The sequence below is a fragment of the Achromobacter sp. HNDS-1 genome (assembly GCF_040084795.1).
GTDB lineage: Bacteria > Pseudomonadota > Gammaproteobacteria > Burkholderiales > Burkholderiaceae_B > Achromobacter > Achromobacter ruhlandii.
Genome location: NZ_CP157584.1, coordinates 62,824 through 82,890, shown reverse-complemented (window position 1 = coordinate 82,890; position 20,067 = coordinate 62,824). Strand labels below are relative to the sequence as shown.

The window sequence follows — 20,067 nt, the reverse complement described above, 5'->3', positions numbered from 1 at the left end:
ATGCCTGGATTGTTCCAAAAAAAACCCCGTTCCAGGAACGGGGTTTCGGATTGGCCGGGGCCGGTCAGAGCGTCATATGCAGCGGCAGCCACGTGGCGATGCCCGGGATCAGGTACAGCAGCAGCACCGCCAGGATCATCAGGAAGAACATCGGCAGCGAGGCGCGCGCGATGTAGGGCAATTCGCGCCCGCTCATGCCCGACAGCACGAACAGGTTGAAGCCCACCGGCGGCGTGATCTGTGCCATTTCCACAACGAAAACGATGAAGATGCCGAACCAGATCAGGTCGATGCCGGCCGCCTGCACGGTCGGCAGCAGCACGCCCATGGTCAGCACCACGATGGAAATGCCGTCCAGGAAGCAGCCCAGCACGATGAAGAACACCATCAGCGCCATGATCAGCCCGAACTGCGACAGACCCAGCCCGCCGATCCATTCGGCCAGCGCCCGCGGCAGGCCGATGTAGCCCATTGCCAGCGTCAGGAACTGCGCGCCGGCCAGGATCAGCGCGATCATGCAGTACAGCCGGGTGGCGCCCAGCAGCGACTGCATGAAGGTGGAACGGTTCAGCGAGCCTTGCAGTCCCGACAGGATCAACGCCCCGACCACGCCCACCGCCGCCGCTTCGGTGGCCGTGGCCAGGCCGGTGTAGATCGAGCCCAGCACCGCGCCGATCAGCAGCATCACCGGAATCAGGTGGCGCGAACGCGACAGCTTTTGCATGAACGTCAGGCCGGGATCGGCGGCCGGCACTTCGTCCGGGTTGCGGATCGCCCACCAGGCGATGTAGCCCATGAACAGCAGCGCCAGCAGGATGCCCGGCACGATGCCGGCGATGAACAGCTTGGCGATCGACACGTCCGCCGCTACCCCATAGACGATCATGATGATCGACGGCGGGATCAGCAGCCCCAGCGTGCCGGCGCCCGACAGCGTGCCCAGGATCTTCGATTCGGGGTAGCCGCGGCGCGTCAGCTCGGGGATGGTCATCTTGCCGACCGTGGCGCAGGTGGCCGCCGACGAGCCAGACACCGCCGCGAAGATGGCGCAGCCGATCACGTTGGTGTGCAGCAGCCGGCCAGGCAGCCGGTTGAGCCACGGCGCCAGGCCCTTGAACAGATCCTCCGACAGGCGCGTGCGGAACAGGATTTCACCCATCCACAGGAACAGGGGCAGGGCGGTCAGCGTCCAGCTCGACGAGGCGCCCCAGATGGTGACGGCCATGGCATCGCCGGCGGGACGGCTGGAGAAGATCTCCATGCCGATCCAGGCGGTGCCCGCCAGCGTCAGGCCGACCCAGACGCCGCATCCCAGGAACGCGAAGATCGAGACGACCAGCAGGGTAATGACGAGAAGTTCATTCATGGGTTTGCTGCGAGGTGGCGGCGGCCAGGCCGCGTGAACGGCGAACCAGCTCATCGAGCAGGGCGACCAGGAACAGGACCGTGCCCACGGCCATGCTCAGCTGCGGAATCCACAGCGGCGTGGCGTCGTTGGACGTGGACATGTCGTTGAACTGCCAGGAATCGTAGGCCAGCTTGACGCTGAAGAAGGCGAAAGAGGCAGCCATCAGGCAGCCGATGCCCAGCGCGAAGATATCCAGGCGGCGGCTGGCGGCCGGCGACAGCGCGTTCAGGAGCAGCGTTACGCGAATGTGCTCGCCATGCTTGAAGGTGCTGGCCAGCGCCAGGAAACCCGCGGCGGCCATGAAATACCCGGCGTAGGCGTCGGTGCCGGGAATGTTCAGGCCGAGTTGTCGGGCGATGATGGCGGCCAGCACCGCCACCAGCACGCCGATCGTGCACAGGCCGGCCAGCAGGCCGGCCGCGCCGTAAAGTCCATCCAGAAAGCGGCGCATGGTCGTATCACTGCTTCCGGTAGGCGTCGATCATGGCCTGGCCGTCGGCGCCGGCCTTCTTGAGCCAGTCATCCAGCATGCGCTTGCCGATCACCGACAGGCCTTCCTTGAGCTCGACGGTCGGCTTGATGGTCTCCATGCCGTTCTTGGCCAGTTCTTCCTGGTACCACTTGTTCTTTTCCTGCGACAGCTTCCAGCCGCGTTCCTCGGCCTGCGCGCCGGCCTTTTTCAAGGCTTCCTGCGTGGCCGGATCAAGCGCGTCGAACGCCTTCTTGTTGACGATCACGGCGTTCTTGGGCAGCCAGGCCTGGGTGTCGTAGAACTTCTTGATGTACTCGTAGGTCTTGGTGTCGTAGCCGGTGGAGGCCGACGACATGTACGAGTCGATCACGCCGGTGGCCAGGGCCTGCGACAGTTCGGCCTGCTGCACCGTCACCGGCTGGGCGCCGACCAGCTCGGCGATCTTGGCCGTCACCGGGCTGTAGGCGCGCCACTTCAGGCCCTTCATGTCGCTGATCTGCTTGATGTCCTTGTTGGCGAAGATGCCCTGGGGCGGCCAGGCCACCGCGTACAGCAGCGTCATGCCTTGCGAGTTCAGCTTCTTTTCCAGGAACGGCTTCTGCGCCTGGTACAGCTTGAACGAGGCGTCGTAGCCGGTGGCCAGGAAGGGCAGGCCGTCCAGTTCGTAGATCGGATCTTCGTTGGCGAAGTTGGTCAGCAGGATCTCGCCGATCTGGGCCTGGTTGCCTTGCACCGCTCGCTTGATCTCGGGCGCCTTGTACAGCGAGGCGTTGTTGTGCAGCGTGATCTTGAGCTTGCCTTCGGACAGCGTGTCCACGTCCTTGATGAAGGTCGTCAGGTTTTCGACGTGGAAGTTGCTGGCGGGATAGGCGCTGGGCAGGTCCCACTTGGTCTGGGCCTGGGCGCCGGCGCTGAACGCCACGATGAGGCTGCCGGTCAACAGCGAGAGCTTCTTGAACATGATGGTCCTTCTTTGCGAATGAGGAGTGCGGGACGTCTTGGCCCGGTTAGGCATTGCGAAAAGAGCGCGCGGCGTGGCATGACGCCAGGCTGAAAAGCCGTGCCATTCTATGTTGCCAATTGGTCACAAAGTGCCTGTAAATGCGCGTTTACGGGTAATTCCTAGGCTGGCGCGCGCGGATTGCTTGAAGATTGAACTAGTGTGCCCACGGGCCGGACGAAGTCTTGCGGCGGGGCTTTTTTCTTCTAAGATCTCGTCATCGCAGTCGTGCCGCAGAGGATCGTGTGAATTTCGTTTTTCGTCGTGACGAGTTGCTGGTCGAGGAAGCCACCAGCGTGTTGCCGGACCTGGACGCCTGTGTGCGCGCCGGGCTTGGGGCCGATGCCTTGCAGCCGGTCTGGGCCGCGCCGGAATCGCCGGCCCGCGCCGCGCATGTCGAGCCGGGCATCGAAGCGCCGCATGGCTACGCGTTCAAGAAGCTGCGGTCCCTGTTCGGGGTGCTGGACGAGGAACGCATGGCGCTCGCGGGGCGCGCCTACCAGATCGCGGAATGGGCCCGCACCCACCGTTTCTGCGGCGCCTGCGGCACGCCCACCACGCGCGTCAGCGGCGAGTTCTGCCAGCGCTGCCCGGCCTGCGGTTTCTCGGCCTATCCGCGCATTTCGCCGGCCATGATGGTGCTGATCCGCAAGGGCGACAGCATCCTGCTGGCGCGCCACACCGCCAACGCCGCCGGGCGCTACACGGCGCTGGCCGGCTTCGTCGAACCGGGCGAGAGCATCGAACAGACGGTGCACCGCGAGGTGCTGGAAGAGGTCGGCCTGAAGGTCGGCAACCTCAAGTACTTCGGCAGCCAGTCCTGGCCGTTCCCGCATTCGCTGATGGTGGCCTACACGGCCGAGTACATGTCCGGCGACATCCGCGTGCAGGAGGACGAGATCGCCGATGCGCGCTGGTTCGGCCCGGGCGACCCGATGCCCGAGATCGCGCCGCGCATCTCCATCGCGGGGTCGCTGATCCGCGCGAATCTGCCGGCGGGCTGGGACGCGCCGTAGTCTTTTGTTGAGGGCAGGCGCCGCGGTGGGCCTCTGCCGCGAACGCCCTGGCGCGGAACGGACGGTCCTGTCAGCCGGGGGCCGGGAGCTAGGGTATTCCCTCGAAACGAGGGTTTTTTTGTGTCCCTGATTTATTTTTTATTGATGAAATATAGATAAATTATTAGTATTTCGCGCAGATAAACTTGTTGCGCGGCCGTTATGACCTCCACGTTGATCGCCTCGTCGGCCCACCTGGCCGGGGGCAGCGCGCCCGATCTGTCCGAAGTCGAATTCGGCCTGATGATCGCCAGCCACGCCTTTGACCGCTGGACCGTGCGCTGCATGGCGGCGGCGGGCCTGCCTGACCTGACGCCCACCGACGTCATGGTGTTCCACCACGTGTTCCATCGCCAGCGCCCCAAGAAGCTGGCCGACATCTGCTTCACGCTCAATGTCGAAGACACGCACATCGTCAATTACGCGCTGAAAAAGCTCGACCGCCTGGGCGTGGTCAAGGGCGAGCGCGCCAGCAAGGAAGTGTTCTACAGCGTCACGCCCGAGGGCGCGGCCATCATCAAGCGCTACGGCGAAATCCGCGAACAATGCCTCACCGCCGGCCTCGACGCGCCGGGCGGGGGCGGCCTGGAATTCAGCCGCCAGTTGGCGCACACGCTGCGCGCCCTGTCCGGCCTGTACGACCAGGCCGCGCGCGCCGCGACCTCCCTGTAACCGATACGCGGGATCCTTCCCGTACCACCACCCGCACGCCGCGGCCGGCAGCGCCGTGGCGGCTTCTTGTACCCGAGGATGAATATGAAGTGGCAATTCTGGATTGATCGTGGGGGCACCTTCACCGACATCGTGGCGCGCCGCCCCGACGGCACCACCACCACCGCGAAGATGCTGTCGGAGAACCCCGAGCAGTACCGCGACGCGGCGGTGGCGGGCATCCGCAAGCTGCTGGGCATCGCGCCCGGCCAGCCGGTGCCGGCCGAGCAGGTCGAATGCGTCAAGATGGGCACCACGGTCGCCACCAACGCGCTGCTCGAACGCAAGGGCGAACGCACGCTGCTGGTCACCACCCGCGGCTTCCGCGACGGCCTGCGCATTGCCTACCAAAACCGCCCGCGCCTGTTCGACCGCAACGTGCTGCTGCCGGAAATGCTCTACGAGGCCGTGGTCGAGGCCGACGAGCGCGTCGCCGCCGATGGCGAAGTGATCCGCGACCTGGACGAAGCGGCGCTGCGCCGCGACATGCAGGCGGCGTACGACAGCGGCATCCGCACCGTCGCCATCGTCTTCATGCACGCCTGGCACGCCACCGGCCACGAGCAGCGCGCCGCCCGCATCGCGCGCGAGATCGGTTTCACCCAGGTATCGGCCTCGCACGAGGTCAGCCCGCTGATCAAGTACGTCTCGCGCGGCGATACCACGGTGGTCGATGCCTACCTGTCGCCCATCCTCAAGCGCTACGTCGACCAGGTGGCCAGCGAGCTGCCTGGCATCCGCCTGATGTTCATGCAATCGAGCGGCGGCCTGACCGACGCGCACCGCTTCCGCGGCAAGGACGCCATCCTGTCCGGCCCGGCCGGCGGCATCGTCGGCATGGTGCGCACCAGCGAACAAGCGGGTTTTGACAAGATCATCGGCTTCGACATGGGCGGCACCTCCACCGACGTGTCGCACTACGCCGGCGAATTCGAGCGCGAGTTCGAGACCCTGGTGGCCGGCGTGCGCATGCGCGCACCGATGATGAGCATCCATACGGTCGCGGCCGGCGGCGGCTCGATCCTGCATTTCGACGGCGCGCGCCTGCGCGTCGGCCCGGATTCGGCCGGCGCCAACCCTGGCCCCGCCTGCTACCGTCGCGGCGGCCCGCTGGCCGTGACCGACTGCAACGTGCTGCTCGGCAAGATCCAGCCCGATTTCTTCCCCAAGGTCTTCGGCCCCGACGCCAACGAGCCGCTGGACCGCGACGCGGTCGTGCAGCGCTTCCAGGCCATGGCCGACGAGGTCCGCGCCGCCACCGGCCGCGACATGACGCCGGAACAACTGGCCGAAGGCTTCCTGGAAATCGCCGTCGGCAACATGGCCGAAGCCATCAAGCGCATCTCGGTGCAGCGCGGCCACGACGTCACCGAATACGCGCTGACCGTGTTCGGCGGCGCCGGCGGCCAGCACGCCTGCCTGGTGGCCGACGCGCTTGGCATGACCACCGTGTTCGCGCACCCGCTGGGCGGCGTGCTGTCGGCCTACGGCATGGGCCTGGCCGACCAGACCGACATGCGCCAGAAGACCGTCGAAAAAACGCTTGACGCCGCGCTGATGGCCGAGCTGCAAGGCGAACTGGACGCGCTGGCCGAGCAGGCCGTGGGCGAACTGCGCCGCCAGCATGTGGCCGACAGCGACATCCAGGTGCAGCGCCGCCTGCACCTGAAGTACCGCGGCACCGACACCGCGCTCGAAGTGCCGTATTCGGACCTGGACCAGGCTCGCAAGGACTTCGAGGCGGCCTATCGCCAGCGCTATTCCTTCCTCATGCCCAACCGCGAACTGGTGGTGGAGACCATCTCGGTGGAAGCCACCGGCGGCGGCGAGCGCGTCACCGAGACGCCCGCCTCGCGCAGCCGCGATGGCGCGCTGGCGCCGCGCCGCGCGGTGCGCATGTACAGCGGCGGCGCCTGGCGCGACACGCCGTTGTACGTGCGTGAAGACATGGCCGGCGGCGACGTGGTGGCGGGCCCCGCCATCATCTCCGAGCCGAACCAGACCACCGTGGTCGAGCCCGGCTGGCAGGCCGAGCTGACGCAACAGGACCACTTCGTGATCCGCCGCGTCGAGGCCCGCCCGGAGCGCCGCGCTGTCGGCACCCAGGCCGACCCGGTGATGCTGGAAGTGTTCAACAACCTGTTCATGTCGATCGCCGAACAGATGGGCTACCGCCTGCAGAACACGGCGTACTCGGTCAACATCAAGGAACGCCTGGACTTCTCCTGCGCCATCTTCGACGCCCAGGCCCGCCTGATCGCCAACGCGCCGCACATGCCGGTGCACCTGGGCTCCATGGGCGAATCGGTGCGCACCGTCATGAACGCCAACGCCGGCCGCATGCAGCCGGGCGACGCCTACGTGGTCAACGACCCGTACCACGGCGGCACCCACCTGCCGGACGTCACGGTGATCACGCCGGTGTTCGACCGCAACGGCAGCGAGATCCTGTTCTACGTCGGCTCGCGCGGCCACCACGCCGACATCGGCGGCACCACGCCGGGCTCGATGCCGCCGGATTCGAAGACGGTCGAAGACGAAGGCGTGCTGTTCACCAACTTCCAGCTGGTCAAGGGCGGCGAGTTCCGCGAACAGGCCGCGCGCGACATTCTCGGCTCGGGCCGCTGGCCGGCGCGCAATCCGGACCAGAACATCGCCGACATGCACGCGCAGATCGCCGCCAACGAAAAGGGCGTGCAGGAACTGCTGCGCATGTGCGATCACTTCGGCCTGGACGTGGTGCGGGCCTACATGGGCCACGTGCAGGACAACGCCGAAGAAGCAGTGCGCCGCGTGATCTCGGTGCTCAAGGACGGCAGCTACGAGTATCCGCTGGACAACGGCGCGGTCATCCGCGTCGCGGTGCGGGTGGACAACCAGGCGCGCAGCGCCGTGGTCGACTTCACCGGCACCTCGGACCAGCTGGACAACAACTTCAACGCCCCGGGCGCCATCGCCGTGGCCGCGGTGCTGTACGTGTTCCGCACCCTGGTCAACGACGACATCCCGCTGAACGACGGCTGCCTGGTGCCGCTGTCGATCATCCTGCCGGAAGGCTCGATGCTGCGCCCGAACCCGCCGGCCTCGGTGGTGGCGGGCAACGTCGAAACGTCCATGTGCATCGTCAACGCGCTCTATGGCGCGCTCGGCGTGCTGGCCGCCAGCCAGGGCACCATGAACAACTTCACCTTCGGCAACGCGCGTCACCAGTACTACGAGACCATCTCGGGCGGCACCGGCGCCGGTCCCGTGCGCATCGATGCCGCCGGTCCCCACGACGAAGGCTTCCCGGGCACCTCGGTGGTACAGGCGCACATGACCAACTCGCGCCTCACCGACCCCGAAGTGCTGGAGTTCCGCTTCCCGGTGAGGCTGGAGTCGTACGAGATCCGCCACGGTTCGGGCGGGGCGGGGCGCTATCCGGGCGGCAACGGCGGCGTGCGCCGCATCCGCTTCCTGGAAGACATGACCGCCGCGATCCTGTCCAACAACCGCCGCTATGCGCCGTTCGGCCTGGCCGGTGGCGAGCCGGGCGCGATGGGCCGCAACTATGTCGAAAGGCTGGACGGCACGGTCGAGGAACTCGGTCCGCAGGACAGCGCCCAGTTACATCCGGGCGACGTGTTCGTGGTGGAAACGCCGGGAGGTGGGGGCTACGGGGCGGCCTAAGCGCCGCCCGTCATCGGCGCCCGAGCCCGTTCAGGCGGGTTCGGGCGCCGGATCGTCCGGATCGTTCATCACATCCAGCACAATGTCCGCCTTGGCCTTGCGGTCATAGACCCGCAGCGTCACCTCGCCATCGCCGATCTCGAAGATCGCGGTGGCGAGCGTGTTTTCGCCGTCAGGGTCCTTGGGATCGGTGCGCAGGATCGGCAGTTCGCCCTCGGTGTCATGCAGCGCCGTCAGCAGGTCGGCGCCAATGGTGGCGGGGGACCAGGTGTCGACGATGCCCTCGATGCGGCGCTGGCGCTCGCGCGACGAGTCGGTGATGATCTGCGATTGCCCCCGGCTGGCCTGATGCACCATGTGGTTGGCGTGACCATACCGGGTGCCGATCTCCTGCGCTGACGCGGCGCCCGGCGTCGCCTCGACGCTGAAGATGCGGGCGTCGGCCGCCGACCCCAGCGTATGGTGAAAGCCCCCCGCGCGCGGCGCGTCGCGCAGCAGCGCCACGGCCTCGTCCAGCGTGGCGCAGTCGAGCACGGCGCGCGCCAGCAGCATGCGCGGCAGGCCGCGCTGGCGCAGGCGCGTGCGCAGGTTGTTGATGGTCTGCACCAGACCGGCGCGATTGGCCCCGAAGGTATGGCCGGGCAGGGATCCCGGGTAATAGAAGCTCAGATAGCCCGGCGCGTCGTCCAGCGCCACGTCCACCAGATGGCAGCGGCCGTACAGGAACGGATCGCCGTCCTCGTTGTGGCCGATCCAGCGGGTGCCATCGGCCGCCTTCAGCGCCACCGAGGTGCAGCCGTCGCCGCTGCCGCTGCTATGCAGCAAGTCACCCCGGCAATTCCACAGCAACACGTCCGCCAGCGGCATTCCCAGCCCTTCGGCCAGCCCCTCCAGTTCCTCCCAGATCGCCGGCAGCGCGGCGCGCGCCTGCTCGCCCAGTTCCGTCACGTAAGGATGGCCGCGCCAGGGGCGCAGCGCCTTCCAAGTGGCGCTCTGGTCCAGGTAGGTCGCCATCAGCGGGCGGGCCAGCCTGCCCAGCGCCACGCCGACCTGGCGCCGGTTGCCGGCGATGCGTACATACTTGTAGGGCATGGGGATTCTCCGGGGTGTCATGCGGATTGTAATTTTTCTAAGCTCTCTGCGGTGGGGACGGATGCGTTAACATGCGCCGTAAGTTGCTCCGGTGATCCCGGCGTGGCCCGCGCATCATGTTCCAACTGCAACCCCGGGCGCTATCAGCCCCAAGAGGAGAGTTTCATGATTAAACGTAAAGTCGCCGCCGCCTTGGTCGGCCTGTCCGTGGCCATGTTCGGCGCCGCCTCCGGCGCCTATGCCCAAGGCAAGGAATTGGTGGTGGCCACCGACACGGCGTTCGTGCCGTTCGAGTTCAAGCAGGGCAACACCTACACCGGCTTCGACGTCGACCTGTGGGCCGCCATCGCCAAGGAACTGAACGTCAAGTACAAGCTGCAGCCGATGGACTTCAACGGCATCATCCCGGGCCTGCAGACCAAGAACATCGACGTGGCGCTGGCCGGCATCACCATTCGCGATGACCGCAAGAAGGTGATCGACTTCTCCGATCCCTACTACGAAAGCGGCCTGGCCATCCTGGTGGGCGAAAAGAACACCGACATCAAGGACGCCAAGTCGCTGGCCGGCAAGACCGTCGCGGTCAAGACCGGCACGGCCACCGTGGACTTCCTGAAGGCCCAGGTGCCGGACGCCAAGCTCAAGCTGTTCCCCAACATCGACAACGCCTACCTGGAACTGGCCACCGGCCGGGTCGACGCCGCCGTGCACGACACGCCCAACGTCCAGTACTACGCCAACACGGCCGGCAAGGGCCGCGTCAAGGTGGTCGGCTCGGTCAAGAGCGGCGACTTCTACGGCATCGCCTTCCCCAAGGGCAGCGAACTGGTGCCGCAGGTCAACAAGGCCCTGGCCACGCTCAAGTCCAACGGCCAGTACGACGCCATCTACGAAAAGTGGTTCGGCAAGAAGCCCTGAGCTTTTTCGCCGGATTGATGTTGCATTTCGGGGCCGCCCGGCAGTCTGGGGCCCCGGCGCTTCGCTCCGGCGACGCCGGGCCCGGGACGGGGCGGCCCCGAGCCGCTTGCGGCGCCGGGCGTTCCCGCCAGGATGCGGCGCGCGAGGCGCGCCATTGAGGGGTAATTCGTGGATTTTGACTGGAATGTAGTGATGGATGCGCTGCCCAACCTGTGGGTGGGCACGCAGATGACCATCAAGATCACTTTCTGGGGCCTGTTCGGCGGGTTCCTGCTGGGCGCGCTCTCCGGCGTGACCCGGGCCTACGGGCATCCGATCCTGTCGGGCATCGCCCAGGTGTACGTCGCGGTGATCCGCGGCACGCCGATCGTGGTGCAGGTGATGTTCATTTATTTCGCCTTGCCGCTGCTGGCCAACATCCGGGTGGACGCCGAGTGGGCCGCCATCGTCACGCTCATCATCAACTCGGGCGCCTATATCTCCGAGATCGTGCGCGGCTCGCTGTTGTCGGTGCACAAGGGCCTGAAGGAAGCCGGGCAGGCGATGGGCCTGCCGTTTCACAAGATCCTGTTCCACATCATCGGGCCGGTGGCGTTCCGCCGCATGATTCCGCCGCTGGGCAACCAGTGCATCATCAGCCTGAAGGATTCGTCGCTGTTCATCGTGATCGGCGTCGCGGAACTGACTCGCCAGGGCCAGGAGATCATGGCCAGCAACTTCCGCGCGGTCGAGATCTGGTCGGCCATCGCCATCGTCTACCTGATCCTGACGGGCACGATGGCGCTGATCCTGCACCTGGTGGAAAAGAGGATGCGCATACTATGAGCATGGTTGAATTTCATGACGTCACCAAGACGTTCGGCGAGTCCACGGTCCTGAACGGTATCTCGCTCAATATCGACGCGGGCGAGGTGGTCGTGGTGGTGGGGCCGTCCGGTTCCGGCAAGTCCACCTTCCTGCGCTGCATCAACGTGCTCGAAACGATCAACGGCGGCGACCTGCTGGTCGACGGCCTGAGCGTGCATGGCGGCGCCGCCCAGGTGCGCGAGATCCGCCGCGAGGCCGGCATGGTGTTCCAGCAGTTCAATCTGTTCCCGCAGATGACCGCGCTGCAGAACGTCATGTTCGGGCCGATCCACACGCGCGGCCAGGGCCGCGACGAGGCGCGCGAACTGGCCGAGCAGCTGCTGCGCAAGGTCGGGCTGGGCGAGCGCATGAACCACTATCCGTCCGAGCTGTCCGGCGGCCAGCAGCAGCGCGTGGCGATCGCCCGCGCGCTGGCCATCAAGCCCAAGCTGATGCTGTTCGACGAGCCGACCTCGGCGCTCGACCCGGAACTGCGCCACGAGGTGCTGAAGGTGATGCGCGATCTGGCCGAGGAGGGCATGACCATGGTGGTGGTCACGCACGAAATGGAGTTCGCGCGCAAGGTCGGCAGCCGCCTGATCTTCATCGACGCCGGCAAGATCGCCCATGACGGGCCGCCGGCCGAGCTGCTGGACAATCCGCCCAGCCAGCGCCTGAAGGACTTCCTGCAACACGTGGCCTGAGCACGGATCGCTCCACGCTTCAAAGGCCGCAATGAGAGCGCCCCCAAGCGGGATGTCACGGATCCGGCTCCGCCGGTCCGTAGACATGCCCCCTTGAGGGGGAAGCGCGCAGCGCTTCGGGGGTGGGCTCCGCCCTCAGCCCTTCACGCGCACGATCTTCTGCACTTGCGGCACGTGGCGGATGGCGCGGATCACCTGCGCCAGGTGCTTGCGGCTGTCGACCTGGATGGTCAGGTGCAGCGACACCGTCGAGACCGCGTCATCGTGCATCGTCACATGCATGATGTTGGCGTCGGCCGCCGTGACTTCCGCGGCCAGCCGGCCCAGCACGCCGCGCTCGTTGCGGGTGACGATGTCCAGGCGCGTGGCCAGGTGCTTGGCGGTGTGGGCGTCCCACGCGACGTTGATCCAGCGTTCCGGTTCGCGCAGGCGCTGGCGCATGGCCACCGGGCAGTCGGCGGTATGCACCACCAGGCCGTGGCCCATGCGCATGCCGGCGATGATCGGGTCGCCGGGCAGCGGCCCGCAGCACGGCGCCAGTTGCACCGCCTGGCCCTCGTTGCCCTGGATCAGGATCGGGGCGCTGCGGGCCGAGGTCAGCTCGTCCACCGCCGCGGCGGTGGTGGCCACCAGTTGGTGCTCGGGCGCGAAGCGGCGCGCCACCACGGCCGCCAGGCGCTTGCCCAGGCCGATGTCGGCCAGGATTTCCTCGCGCGAGCTGGCGCCGGTGCTGCGCGCCAGCTTCTGCCAGGCCGGATCGTCGGTGGCCGGCAGCGGCATGTGCAGCTCCTGCAGGGCCTGGCCCAGCAGGCGTTCGCCGAAGGCCACCGATTCCTCGTACTTGACGGTGCGCAGGTAGTGGCGGATTTCCGAGCGGGCGCGGCCGGTGCGCACGTAGTTGAGCCATTGCGCGTTCGGGCGCGAAGCGGGGGAGGTGACGATCTCCACCGTGTCGCCGCTGTTCAGTTCCGTGCGCAGCGGCACGAACTCGCCGTTGACCTTGGCGGCCACCGCCTGGTTGCCGATGTCGGTATGGATGGCGTAGGCGAAGTCCACCGGCGTCGCGCCGCGCGGCAGCGAGATGATCTTGCCGCGCGGGGTGAAAACGTAAACGGCGTCCGGGAACAGGTCGACCTTGACGTGTTCGAGGAATTCGCCCGAATCGCCGGTCTGGCTCTGGATGTCCAGCAGCGATTGCAGCCACTGGTGGGTGCGTTTCTGCAGGTCGTTGAGCGTCAGGTCGGCGCCCTTGTACAGCCAGTGCGAGGCCACGCCTTCCTCGGCCACGTGATGCATGTCGCGGGTGCGGAACTGGAATTCCACCGGCGTGCCGTAGGGGCCAACCAGCGTCGTGTGCAGCGACTGGTAGCCGTTGACCTTGGGGATCGCGATGTAGTCCTTGAACTTGCCGGGCACCGGCCGGTACAGCTGGTGCAGCGTGCCCAGCGCCAGGTAGCACTCGGGCAGCGTGTGGACGATGACGCGGAAACCGTAGATGTCCAGCACGTCGGAGAACGACTTCTTCTGGTCGACCATCTTGCGGTAGATGCCGAACAGCGTCTTCTCGCGGCCGGTGACTTCGGCCTCGATGCCGGCGGCCGGCAGGGCGGCGCGCACCGAATCGGCGATCTTGCCGATCACCTCGCGGCGGTTGCCGCGCGCGGCCAGCACGGCCTTGTACAGCACCTGATAGCGGTTCGGGTACATGGCCGCGAAGCACAGGTCCTGCAGTTCGCGGAACAGCAGGTTCAGGCCCAGCCGGTGAGCGATGGGCGCGTAGATGTCCAGCGTTTCGCGGGCGATGCGGCGGCGCTTTTCAGGGTTGACCGCGTCCAGCGTGCGCATGTTGTGCAGGCGGTCGGCCAGCTTGATGAGGATGACGCGCACGTCGCGCGCCATCGCCAGCAGCATCTTGCGGAAACTCTCGGCCTGCTGCTCGGCCTTGGTGGCGAAGTCCAGGCGGTCCAGCTTGGAGAGGCCATCGACCAGCTCGGCGACTTCAGGGCCGAATTTCTCGGCCAGCTCGTGCTTGGCGATGCCCTGGTCTTCCATCACGTCGTGCAGCAGGGCGGCGGACAACGCGTTCGCGTCGAGCTTCCAGCCCGCGCAGATTTCCGTGACGGCGATGGGGTGCGAGATGTAGGGCGAACCGCTGGCGCGGAACTGGCCCAGGTGCGCCTGGTCGGCGAAGCGGTAGGCTTCGCGCACGCGCTCCACATCTTTCTTGTCGAGATAGCTGCCGATGATTTCGGTCAGCGGCGCCAGCGAGGCGACCGGCGAGGCGGTCGCGTCCGCCGCCTCTTGGGCGGCGACGGAGGCTGGCGTGGGGGAGTTCTTGTCTTTCTTGCCCGTGCGGCGCCCGAGACGGGAGCCGGCACGTAGCGCGGCAAGCAGACCTGATGAAGCGTACTTCAGCCCGGGAAAAGCCATGCTTGCCGCCCCCCGGAAAATATCAGGTGGGAACTTTACGCAGCATTTCCGCGCCGGTGAGGCCGCCCGCGATTTCGCGCAGGGCCGTGACGGTGGGCTTGTCTTTGCTGTCCAGGCGCGGGGCATGGCCTTGCGCCAGCTCGCGGGCGCGGTAGGTCGCGGCCAGCGTGAGCTTGAAACGGTTGGGGATCTGATTCAGACAGTCTTCGACGGTAATGCGAGCCATTAGGACACCTGGTGCTGATGGTGGAAAGGGAGAATGCGGCTTCGTTTCAGTGTGCCGCCGGGATGCCGAGTTGCGCGAACAAGTCAGCGTGCCGGGCGGCCTGAGACGAAAAACGCAGCCGCGCGGCGCTGACGATTTGAGTCAGTTCCGACAAGGCTACGCTAAATTCTTGATTAATAATAACATATTCGCATTCCGGCGCGTGCGCGATTTCGCCGCCGGCGGCCATCAGCCGGCGCGCGATCACCTGCGGCGCATCCTGGCCGCGCGCCTTCAGCCGGCTTTCGAGTTCCTCGATGGACGGCGGCAGCACGAAAATGCCAATCGCGGCGGGGAAGCGCTGGCGCACCTGGCGCGCGCCCTGCCAGTCGATCTCCAGCAGCACGTCGCGGCCTTCGCGGGTGGCTTCGTCGATGCGGTCGCGCGGCGTGCCATAGAAATTGCCGTGCACCTCGGCCCATTCCAGCAGGCGCTGCTCGTCGCGCATCTGCTTGAATTCGTCGGTGCCGATGAATCGGTATTCGCGGCCGTCTTCTTCGCCGGGACGCGGCGCGCGCGTGGTGCACGAGACGGACAGGAGGATGGACGGGTCTTGCTGCAGCAAGGCCTTGACCAGGCTGGATTTGCCGGCCCCGCTGGGGGCGACGACCATGAAGACATTGCCGGAATTGGCGTGCATGGAATATGACGAGCGTGTGATGCCGAGACCCGAAGGATAGCAAATCGCGCGGCGCGGCAGGGGGAAAACCCCGCCGCATTGTCGCGCCGCGCCATGCCGCCACCTGGACGGGGTGGCGATCGAGGCGGGCCGTCCGGCGGCCCGTGCGGCGCTGGCCCGCCGGCGGGCCGACGCCGCGCGCGGCCGCGTCAGCGCGCCGCCGCCTGCGCCAGCTTGCCGCCGGGGGCGGGCGAATCGCTGCCGAGCAGGTGCCCGTTGACCTCGATGCCGTACAGCGAATCCTCGGAGTCGTGATACTTGGCGCGGGTCTTGGCCACCGACTCGGTATAGCGCGGATCCTGCGGCCGCTCGTGCGCGTTCATGAAATACGCCACGTCCCAGGCCTCCTGGTCGCTCAGCATGCCAGCCTGTCCCAGCGGCATGTTGGCCTTGATGAAGCCGGCGGCATTGCCGATCTGGTGCATGCCGGCGCCCCAGTTGAACGAATCCGGCCCCCACAGCGCGGGAAAGACCCAGTGGTCGCCGTTCTTCTGTCCCTTGCCGTCGGCGCCGTGGCAGACGGCGCAGTACTGCGCGTAGACCTCGCTGCCGCGCACGTAGTCGGCCTTCTGGGCCGGCTTGGGCAGTTTGAGGTAGCCCTGGCCCTTGAGCGGCACGCCGGTGGGCGCTTTGCTGGCCAGCCAGAACATATAGGTTTGCAGGGCCGTCAGCACCGGGTCGTCGGCCGCCGGCGGCTTGCCGTTCATGCTGAAGCGGAAACAGCCTTGCAGGCGTTCGGCCAGCGTGTTGACGTGCCCGTTCTTCGCGCGGTAGGCGGGATACAGCACGTAGGCCGCCCACATCGGCGCGGAATCGGGGCGGCGGCCGGCGTCCAGGTGGCAACTGGCGCAGTTCAGGTCATTGCCGACGAACTTGCCGGCATTCTGCGGCGTGTGCAGGAAGATCTGTTCGCCCTGGCGAACGATCTTGCCGAATTCCGTGTCGGGCAGCGAGGCGGCGCTGGGCGGCGTGAATTCGGGACGCGTGTCGGCGGCGAAGGCCGCCGTGGCCGACAGCAGCGCGCCGGTTCCGGCGACGGCGAGCAGGAGACGGGCGATTGGGTGGCGGATCGGATTCATTGCTTGGCTCCCGGGGCGGCGTTGGCTTGCGCGGCAAGCAGGTCGGCGGCCTTGGGCAGGCCCGCGTAGTAGGCGGACACGGCGTCGATCTCGGCGTCGGTCAGACGGGTGGCCACGGCCGGCATCAGGCCGAGCGGGCCGGGCGGACGCTGGCCCTGGCGCCAGGCGCGCAACTGGCCGGCGATGTAAGCCGCGGGCTGACCCGCCAGGCTGGGGAAATTGGCGCCCACGCCGATGCCGCCGGGGCCGTGGCATTGGTTACAGGCCGGGACGTTCTTGTCCCACGCGCCACGCGTGGCCAGCCAGGCGCCGGTATCGTCGGGCTTGACCGGATGCAGGGCCGTGGCCGCCAGCCGGTCGACGTTCAACGGCGCCGGCAGGCCGGCGTAATAGGCGGCGACCGCCTGGCGCTGCGCCGGGTCCAGCGCCTTGGCGGTGGCGGCCATCACCGGGCTCACGCGCGAGCCGTTGGCCATGGCGTCGAGCTGCTCGGCCAGGTAGGCGGCGCCCAGGCCCGCCAGATGGGGAAAGCCGGCGGCGGGATTGCCTTCGCCATTGGCGCCGTGACAGGTCACACAGGCCGGCGCGCCGTTGGCGCCCTGGGTGCTGATCTGACGCCCGTCGGCGGCGGCCTGCGCGGGACCGGACAATGCGCCGAGCGCGCCGGCCCCCAAGGCCAGCGCGCCCGCCCAGCGAATGGCGGAATAGGGCAGTGATGCCATGGTCGAACTCCGAAGATTATTGGAATTTTGGTAATAAGTTAATTTCCCAAAATTATATGGAAATTTGTGACAGATCAAAGCTCGATCCCTTGATTTGCCTGCGCTCAATTCGCAACAGGGCGACCGGGCAACGCGACGGCGCGTCATCCGCCCGCCGGCCCGGGCGCCGGTTTCTCCTCTGTCCGGCCGAGAGCCGCGTGTCGCGAATGGAACGTTCGCTTGCACCATCGCCAGAATGATTCGGGTAGCATTTCGCCGACAGATAACAAGGAGCATCCGATGCACACGAACGAGATCGACCCTCCCCGCGTTGCGCTGGTCACCGGCGCCGGCACCGGCATTGGCCGCGCGGTGGCGCTGGAATTCCTGGCGCAAGGCTATCGCGTGGTGCTGGCCGGCCGCCGGCGCGAGCCGCTCGAGGCCACGCGCACGGCGGCGGGCGAGGACGGTGTGCGGGCGCTGGTGGTGCCCACCGACGTGTCGAACGAACAGGCGGTGCGCGAACTGTTCGACACCACCCAGCGCGAATATGGCCGTCTGGATGTGCTGTTCAACAATGCCGGGCGCGGCGCGCCGGCCATGCCGATCGAGGAACTGCCGGTGGCGGTCTGGCGCGAGGTGGTCGATACCAACCTGACCGGCATGTTCCTGTGCGCGCAGGCCGCCATCCGGGTCATGAAGGCGCAGACGCCGCAGGGCGGGCGCATCATCAACAACGGTTCGATTTCGGCGCATGCGCCGCGGCCGTTCTCGATTGCCTACACCGCCACCAAGCACGCGGTGACCGGCCTGACCAAGTCGATTTCGCTGGACTGCCGGCCCTACCACATTGCCTGCGGCCAGATCGACATCGGCAACGCCGCCACCGACATGACCGAACGCATGGCCGCCGGCATCCTGCAGGCCGATGGCAGCACCAAGGTCGAGCCGCGCATGGACGTCGCCCACGTCGCGCAGGCCGTCGCCGCCATGGCGCGCCTGCCGCTGGAGGCCAACGTGCAGTTCATGACGATCATGGCGACCAACATGCCGTTCGTCGGCCGCGGCTGACCGGGGCTTCGCCCTCAACAAAAAGCGCCTTCGGGCGCTTTTTTGTTGAGGGTCGCTTTCTTTTGCCGTGCCCGACGCCTGCGGCGCGGCAGCAGTTTACCGCCGATAGGTTAGGTGATCCGAGATCGCTAGTGACGGCTAACGCCTGGTCTGACAAACCAGCTCGCCGTATCCCCATAACCGCCTTACCGCCATCCAATCCCGAAGCACACCTGCGCACGGAGACATAGGGAGGGAGGATGGTCGGTTGGTTGTGGCAGCACGCGTGGATCTCGTTCAGCCTGCTGCTGTTCATGGTGTCGGCGTCCGCACAGACGCAGGCTGGCGCCGCGCAGGAACTGCTGCGTCAGCAGGAGCGCGAAAGGATATTGCGCAAACAGCAGGAAGCCGCGCCGAATGTACGGGCGCGGTCGACGCACGCGCCATCGCCGGACCTGTTGCCTCGGGACGAGACGCCATGCTTTCCGATTGGCCGTATCCGTCTTGATGGCGAAGACGCGCAGCGCTTTCTCTGGGCCTTGCGCGCCGCCGACCCCGAGAGCGACGCCGCCACGGGGCGCTGTCTTGGCGCCGTGGGCATCAGCGTGGTCATAGCGTGCGTGCAGAACGCCGTCGTTGCGAGGGGTTTCGTCACCACTCGCATCCTTGCCGCGCCCCAGGATCTGACGAGCGGCACGCTGACGCTTACCGTCGTGCCCGGCCGCATCCACGCCATTTTTTTCGCGCCCGGTACTTCGCGCGCGGCCACCGCCTGGAATGCCGTGCCGGTCGGGCGTGGCGACCTGCTCAATCTGCGCGATATCGAACAGGCGCTGGAGAACTTCAAGCGCGTGCCGACGGTGGAGGCTGACATCCAGATCGTCCCCGCCGCTGGCGAAGATGCTCGTCCCGGCCAAAGCGACCTGGTCATCGCCTGGCGGCAGCGCTCCCCCCCGATCCGCGTGTCCGCATCCCTGGATGACGCCGGCAGCAAGGCGACCGGCAAGCGCCAGGGTGCGTTGACCGTCTCCCTTGACGGCCTCCTCATGCTGAACGACCTGTTCTACGTCAACCTCAGCCATGACGTGTTCAACGGCAACCGCAAGGGCACCAGGGGCTACACCGCGCACTACAGCTTGCCCCATGGCTATTGGTCGCTCAGCGCCACGGCCAGCGGCTACGGGTATCGCCAGGCGGTCGCCGGCTATAGCCAGAACTATGTCTACAGCGGCGCCAGTCATAACGCCGAGCTGCGCCTGTCGCGGCTTGTCCATCGCGATGCCACGCGCAAGACCGCCGTCTACGGCCGCGGTTGGCTGCGCCGGTCCAGCAACTTCATCGACGATACGGAAATCGAGGTCCAGCGCCGCCGCGCCGGCGGCTGGGAGCTGGGCCTGACGCACCGGGAATACCTGGGTGAAAGCACGCTCGATGCGAGCCTGGCCTACCGGCGCGGCACCGGTGCTTTCAACGCGATGGCCGCGCCCGAGGAAGACTTCGGCGAAGGCACTTCGCGGATGAAGGTCATCACCGCCGACGCCCAGCTCATGGTTCCCCTGTCGCTCGGGTCGCAACGTGCCCGCTACATCGGCAGCTGGCGGGCGCAATGGGACCGCACGCCGTTGGTGCCCCAGGATCGCTTCTCGATCGGCGGGCGCTACAGCGTGCGCGGCTTCGACGGTGAGCTGACCCTGATGGGCGAGCGCGGCTGGGTCTGGCGCAACGAATTCGGTCTGCTGCTTGGCGCCGGCCAGGAACTCTATTTCGGCGCCGACTACGGCCACGTCGGCGGCCCGTCAACGCGCTGGCTGCGGGGCCGCAACCTGGCCGGCTCGGTCATTGGCCTGCGCGGCGGCGCCAAGGGATTCCATTGGGACCTCTTCGCCGGCACGCCGCTCTCCAGGCCCAAGGGCTTCAAGACCGACGCGCTCACCGTCGGCTTCAGCCTTGGCTGGTCCTGCTGAATCCGCGCAGGCAAGGGCAGTGAT

At 67.0% G+C, this 20,067-nt stretch carries 17 protein-coding genes; 8 read left to right on the top strand and 9 right to left on the bottom strand.

Annotated elements, in window-relative coordinates:
- Positions 1–64: 64 nt before the first annotated feature.
- From ABFG95_RS00290 to ABFG95_RS00280, 3 genes are read right to left on the bottom strand one after another with little or no spacing between them, the layout of a single operon-like run.
- The gene (locus ABFG95_RS00290) at positions 65–1,366 is read right to left on the bottom strand and encodes a TRAP transporter large permease subunit (protein ID WP_049073495.1); all 1,302 of its coding nucleotides are present in this window, start codon (positions 1,364–1,366) and stop codon (positions 65–67) included.
- On the bottom strand, positions 1,359–1,859 hold the full coding sequence (locus ABFG95_RS00285) for a TRAP transporter small permease (protein ID WP_049073496.1): 501 nt from the start codon (positions 1,857–1,859) through the stop codon (positions 1,359–1,361). The genes ABFG95_RS00290 and ABFG95_RS00285 overlap by 8 nt, the downstream gene beginning before the upstream one ends.
- A gap of 7 nt (positions 1,860–1,866) precedes the next feature.
- Positions 1,867–2,841, bottom strand: coding sequence for a TRAP transporter substrate-binding protein (locus ABFG95_RS00280; RefSeq protein ID WP_049073497.1), 975 nt, complete (start codon positions 2,839–2,841; stop codon positions 1,867–1,869).
- A gap of 284 nt (positions 2,842–3,125) precedes the next feature.
- Between ABFG95_RS00280 and nudC the strand changes: the two genes are divergently transcribed.
- From nudC to ABFG95_RS00265, 3 genes are all read left to right on the top strand, one after another.
- Entirely contained in the window at positions 3,126–3,896 is a 771-nt protein-coding gene (gene nudC, locus ABFG95_RS00275) for an NAD(+) diphosphatase (RefSeq protein WP_175204122.1), read from the top strand.
- 201 nt (positions 3,897–4,097) lie between these two features.
- Positions 4,098–4,607, top strand: a complete 510-nt coding sequence (locus ABFG95_RS00270; protein ID WP_006388202.1) for a winged helix DNA-binding protein — start codon at positions 4,098–4,100, stop codon at positions 4,605–4,607.
- 84 nt (positions 4,608–4,691) lie between these two features.
- Entirely contained in the window at positions 4,692–8,315 is a 3,624-nt protein-coding gene (locus tag ABFG95_RS00265; RefSeq protein WP_175146569.1) for a hydantoinase B/oxoprolinase family protein, read from the top strand.
- Between the two features lie 30 nt (positions 8,316–8,345).
- Here the strand turns inward: ABFG95_RS00265 and ABFG95_RS00260 are convergent, their stop codons facing one another.
- Complete coding sequence (locus ABFG95_RS00260; protein WP_263898922.1) at positions 8,346–9,407, bottom strand: C45 family peptidase; 1,062 nt, start codon at positions 9,405–9,407, stop codon at positions 8,346–8,348.
- A gap of 165 nt (positions 9,408–9,572) precedes the next feature.
- Here ABFG95_RS00260 and glnH point away from each other — a divergent pair, with 165 nt between their 5' ends.
- The 3 genes from glnH to glnQ all read left to right on the top strand — a co-directional run bounded on the left by glnH (position 9,573) and on the right by glnQ (position 11,875).
- Positions 9,573–10,325, top strand: coding sequence for a glutamine ABC transporter substrate-binding protein GlnH (glnH, locus tag ABFG95_RS00255; RefSeq protein WP_020927507.1), 753 nt, complete (start codon positions 9,573–9,575; stop codon positions 10,323–10,325).
- Between the two features lie 168 nt (positions 10,326–10,493).
- A complete protein-coding gene (glnP, locus tag ABFG95_RS00250; RefSeq protein ID WP_035360348.1) occupies positions 10,494–11,150 on the top strand; it encodes a glutamine ABC transporter permease GlnP in 657 nt (218 codons plus the stop codon).
- A complete protein-coding gene (gene glnQ, locus ABFG95_RS00245; protein ID WP_049073501.1) occupies positions 11,147–11,875 on the top strand; it encodes a glutamine ABC transporter ATP-binding protein GlnQ in 729 nt (242 codons plus the stop codon). The genes glnP and glnQ overlap by 4 nt, the downstream gene beginning before the upstream one ends.
- Before the next feature lie 135 nt (positions 11,876–12,010).
- Here glnQ and ABFG95_RS00240 read toward each other — a convergent pair whose 3' ends face one another.
- From ABFG95_RS00240 to ABFG95_RS00220, 5 genes are all read right to left on the bottom strand, one after another.
- Positions 12,011–14,305 carry a bifunctional (p)ppGpp synthetase/guanosine-3',5'-bis(diphosphate) 3'-pyrophosphohydrolase gene (locus ABFG95_RS00240; RefSeq protein ID WP_006394759.1) on the bottom strand — a complete coding sequence of 765 codons (2,295 nt, stop codon included), beginning with the start codon at positions 14,303–14,305 and terminating at the stop codon, positions 12,011–12,013.
- Positions 14,306–14,327: 22 nt separating this feature from the next.
- On the bottom strand, positions 14,328–14,531 hold the full coding sequence (gene rpoZ / locus ABFG95_RS00235; RefSeq protein WP_006394760.1) for a DNA-directed RNA polymerase subunit omega: 204 nt from the start codon (positions 14,529–14,531) through the stop codon (positions 14,328–14,330).
- A 46-nt stretch (positions 14,532–14,577) separates the two neighbouring features.
- Positions 14,578–15,210: a guanylate kinase gene (gene gmk, locus ABFG95_RS00230; RefSeq protein ID WP_080977408.1), complete on the bottom strand. Its 633-nt coding sequence runs from the start codon at positions 15,208–15,210 to the stop codon at positions 14,578–14,580.
- 188 nt (positions 15,211–15,398) lie between these two features.
- Positions 15,399–16,328: a c-type cytochrome gene (locus tag ABFG95_RS00225; RefSeq protein WP_348995267.1), complete on the bottom strand. Its 930-nt coding sequence runs from the start codon at positions 16,326–16,328 to the stop codon at positions 15,399–15,401.
- Positions 16,325–17,050 (bottom strand): c-type cytochrome, encoded by a 726-nt coding sequence (locus ABFG95_RS00220; protein WP_068950312.1) that lies wholly within the window; start codon positions 17,048–17,050, stop codon positions 16,325–16,327. Before ABFG95_RS00220 ends, ABFG95_RS00225 begins: the two co-directional genes overlap by 4 nt.
- Before the next feature lie 279 nt (positions 17,051–17,329).
- Between ABFG95_RS00220 and ABFG95_RS00215 the strand changes: the two genes are divergently transcribed.
- Both ABFG95_RS00215 and ABFG95_RS00210 read left to right on the top strand, forming a co-directional pair.
- Positions 17,330–18,100, top strand: coding sequence for an SDR family oxidoreductase (locus ABFG95_RS00215; protein ID WP_049073504.1), 771 nt, complete (start codon positions 17,330–17,332; stop codon positions 18,098–18,100).
- Positions 18,101–18,393: 293 nt separating this feature from the next.
- The gene (locus tag ABFG95_RS00210; protein WP_348996073.1) at positions 18,394–20,043 is read left to right on the top strand and encodes a ShlB/FhaC/HecB family hemolysin secretion/activation protein; all 1,650 of its coding nucleotides are present in this window, start codon (positions 18,394–18,396) and stop codon (positions 20,041–20,043) included.
- Positions 20,044–20,067: the final 24 nt, after the last annotated feature.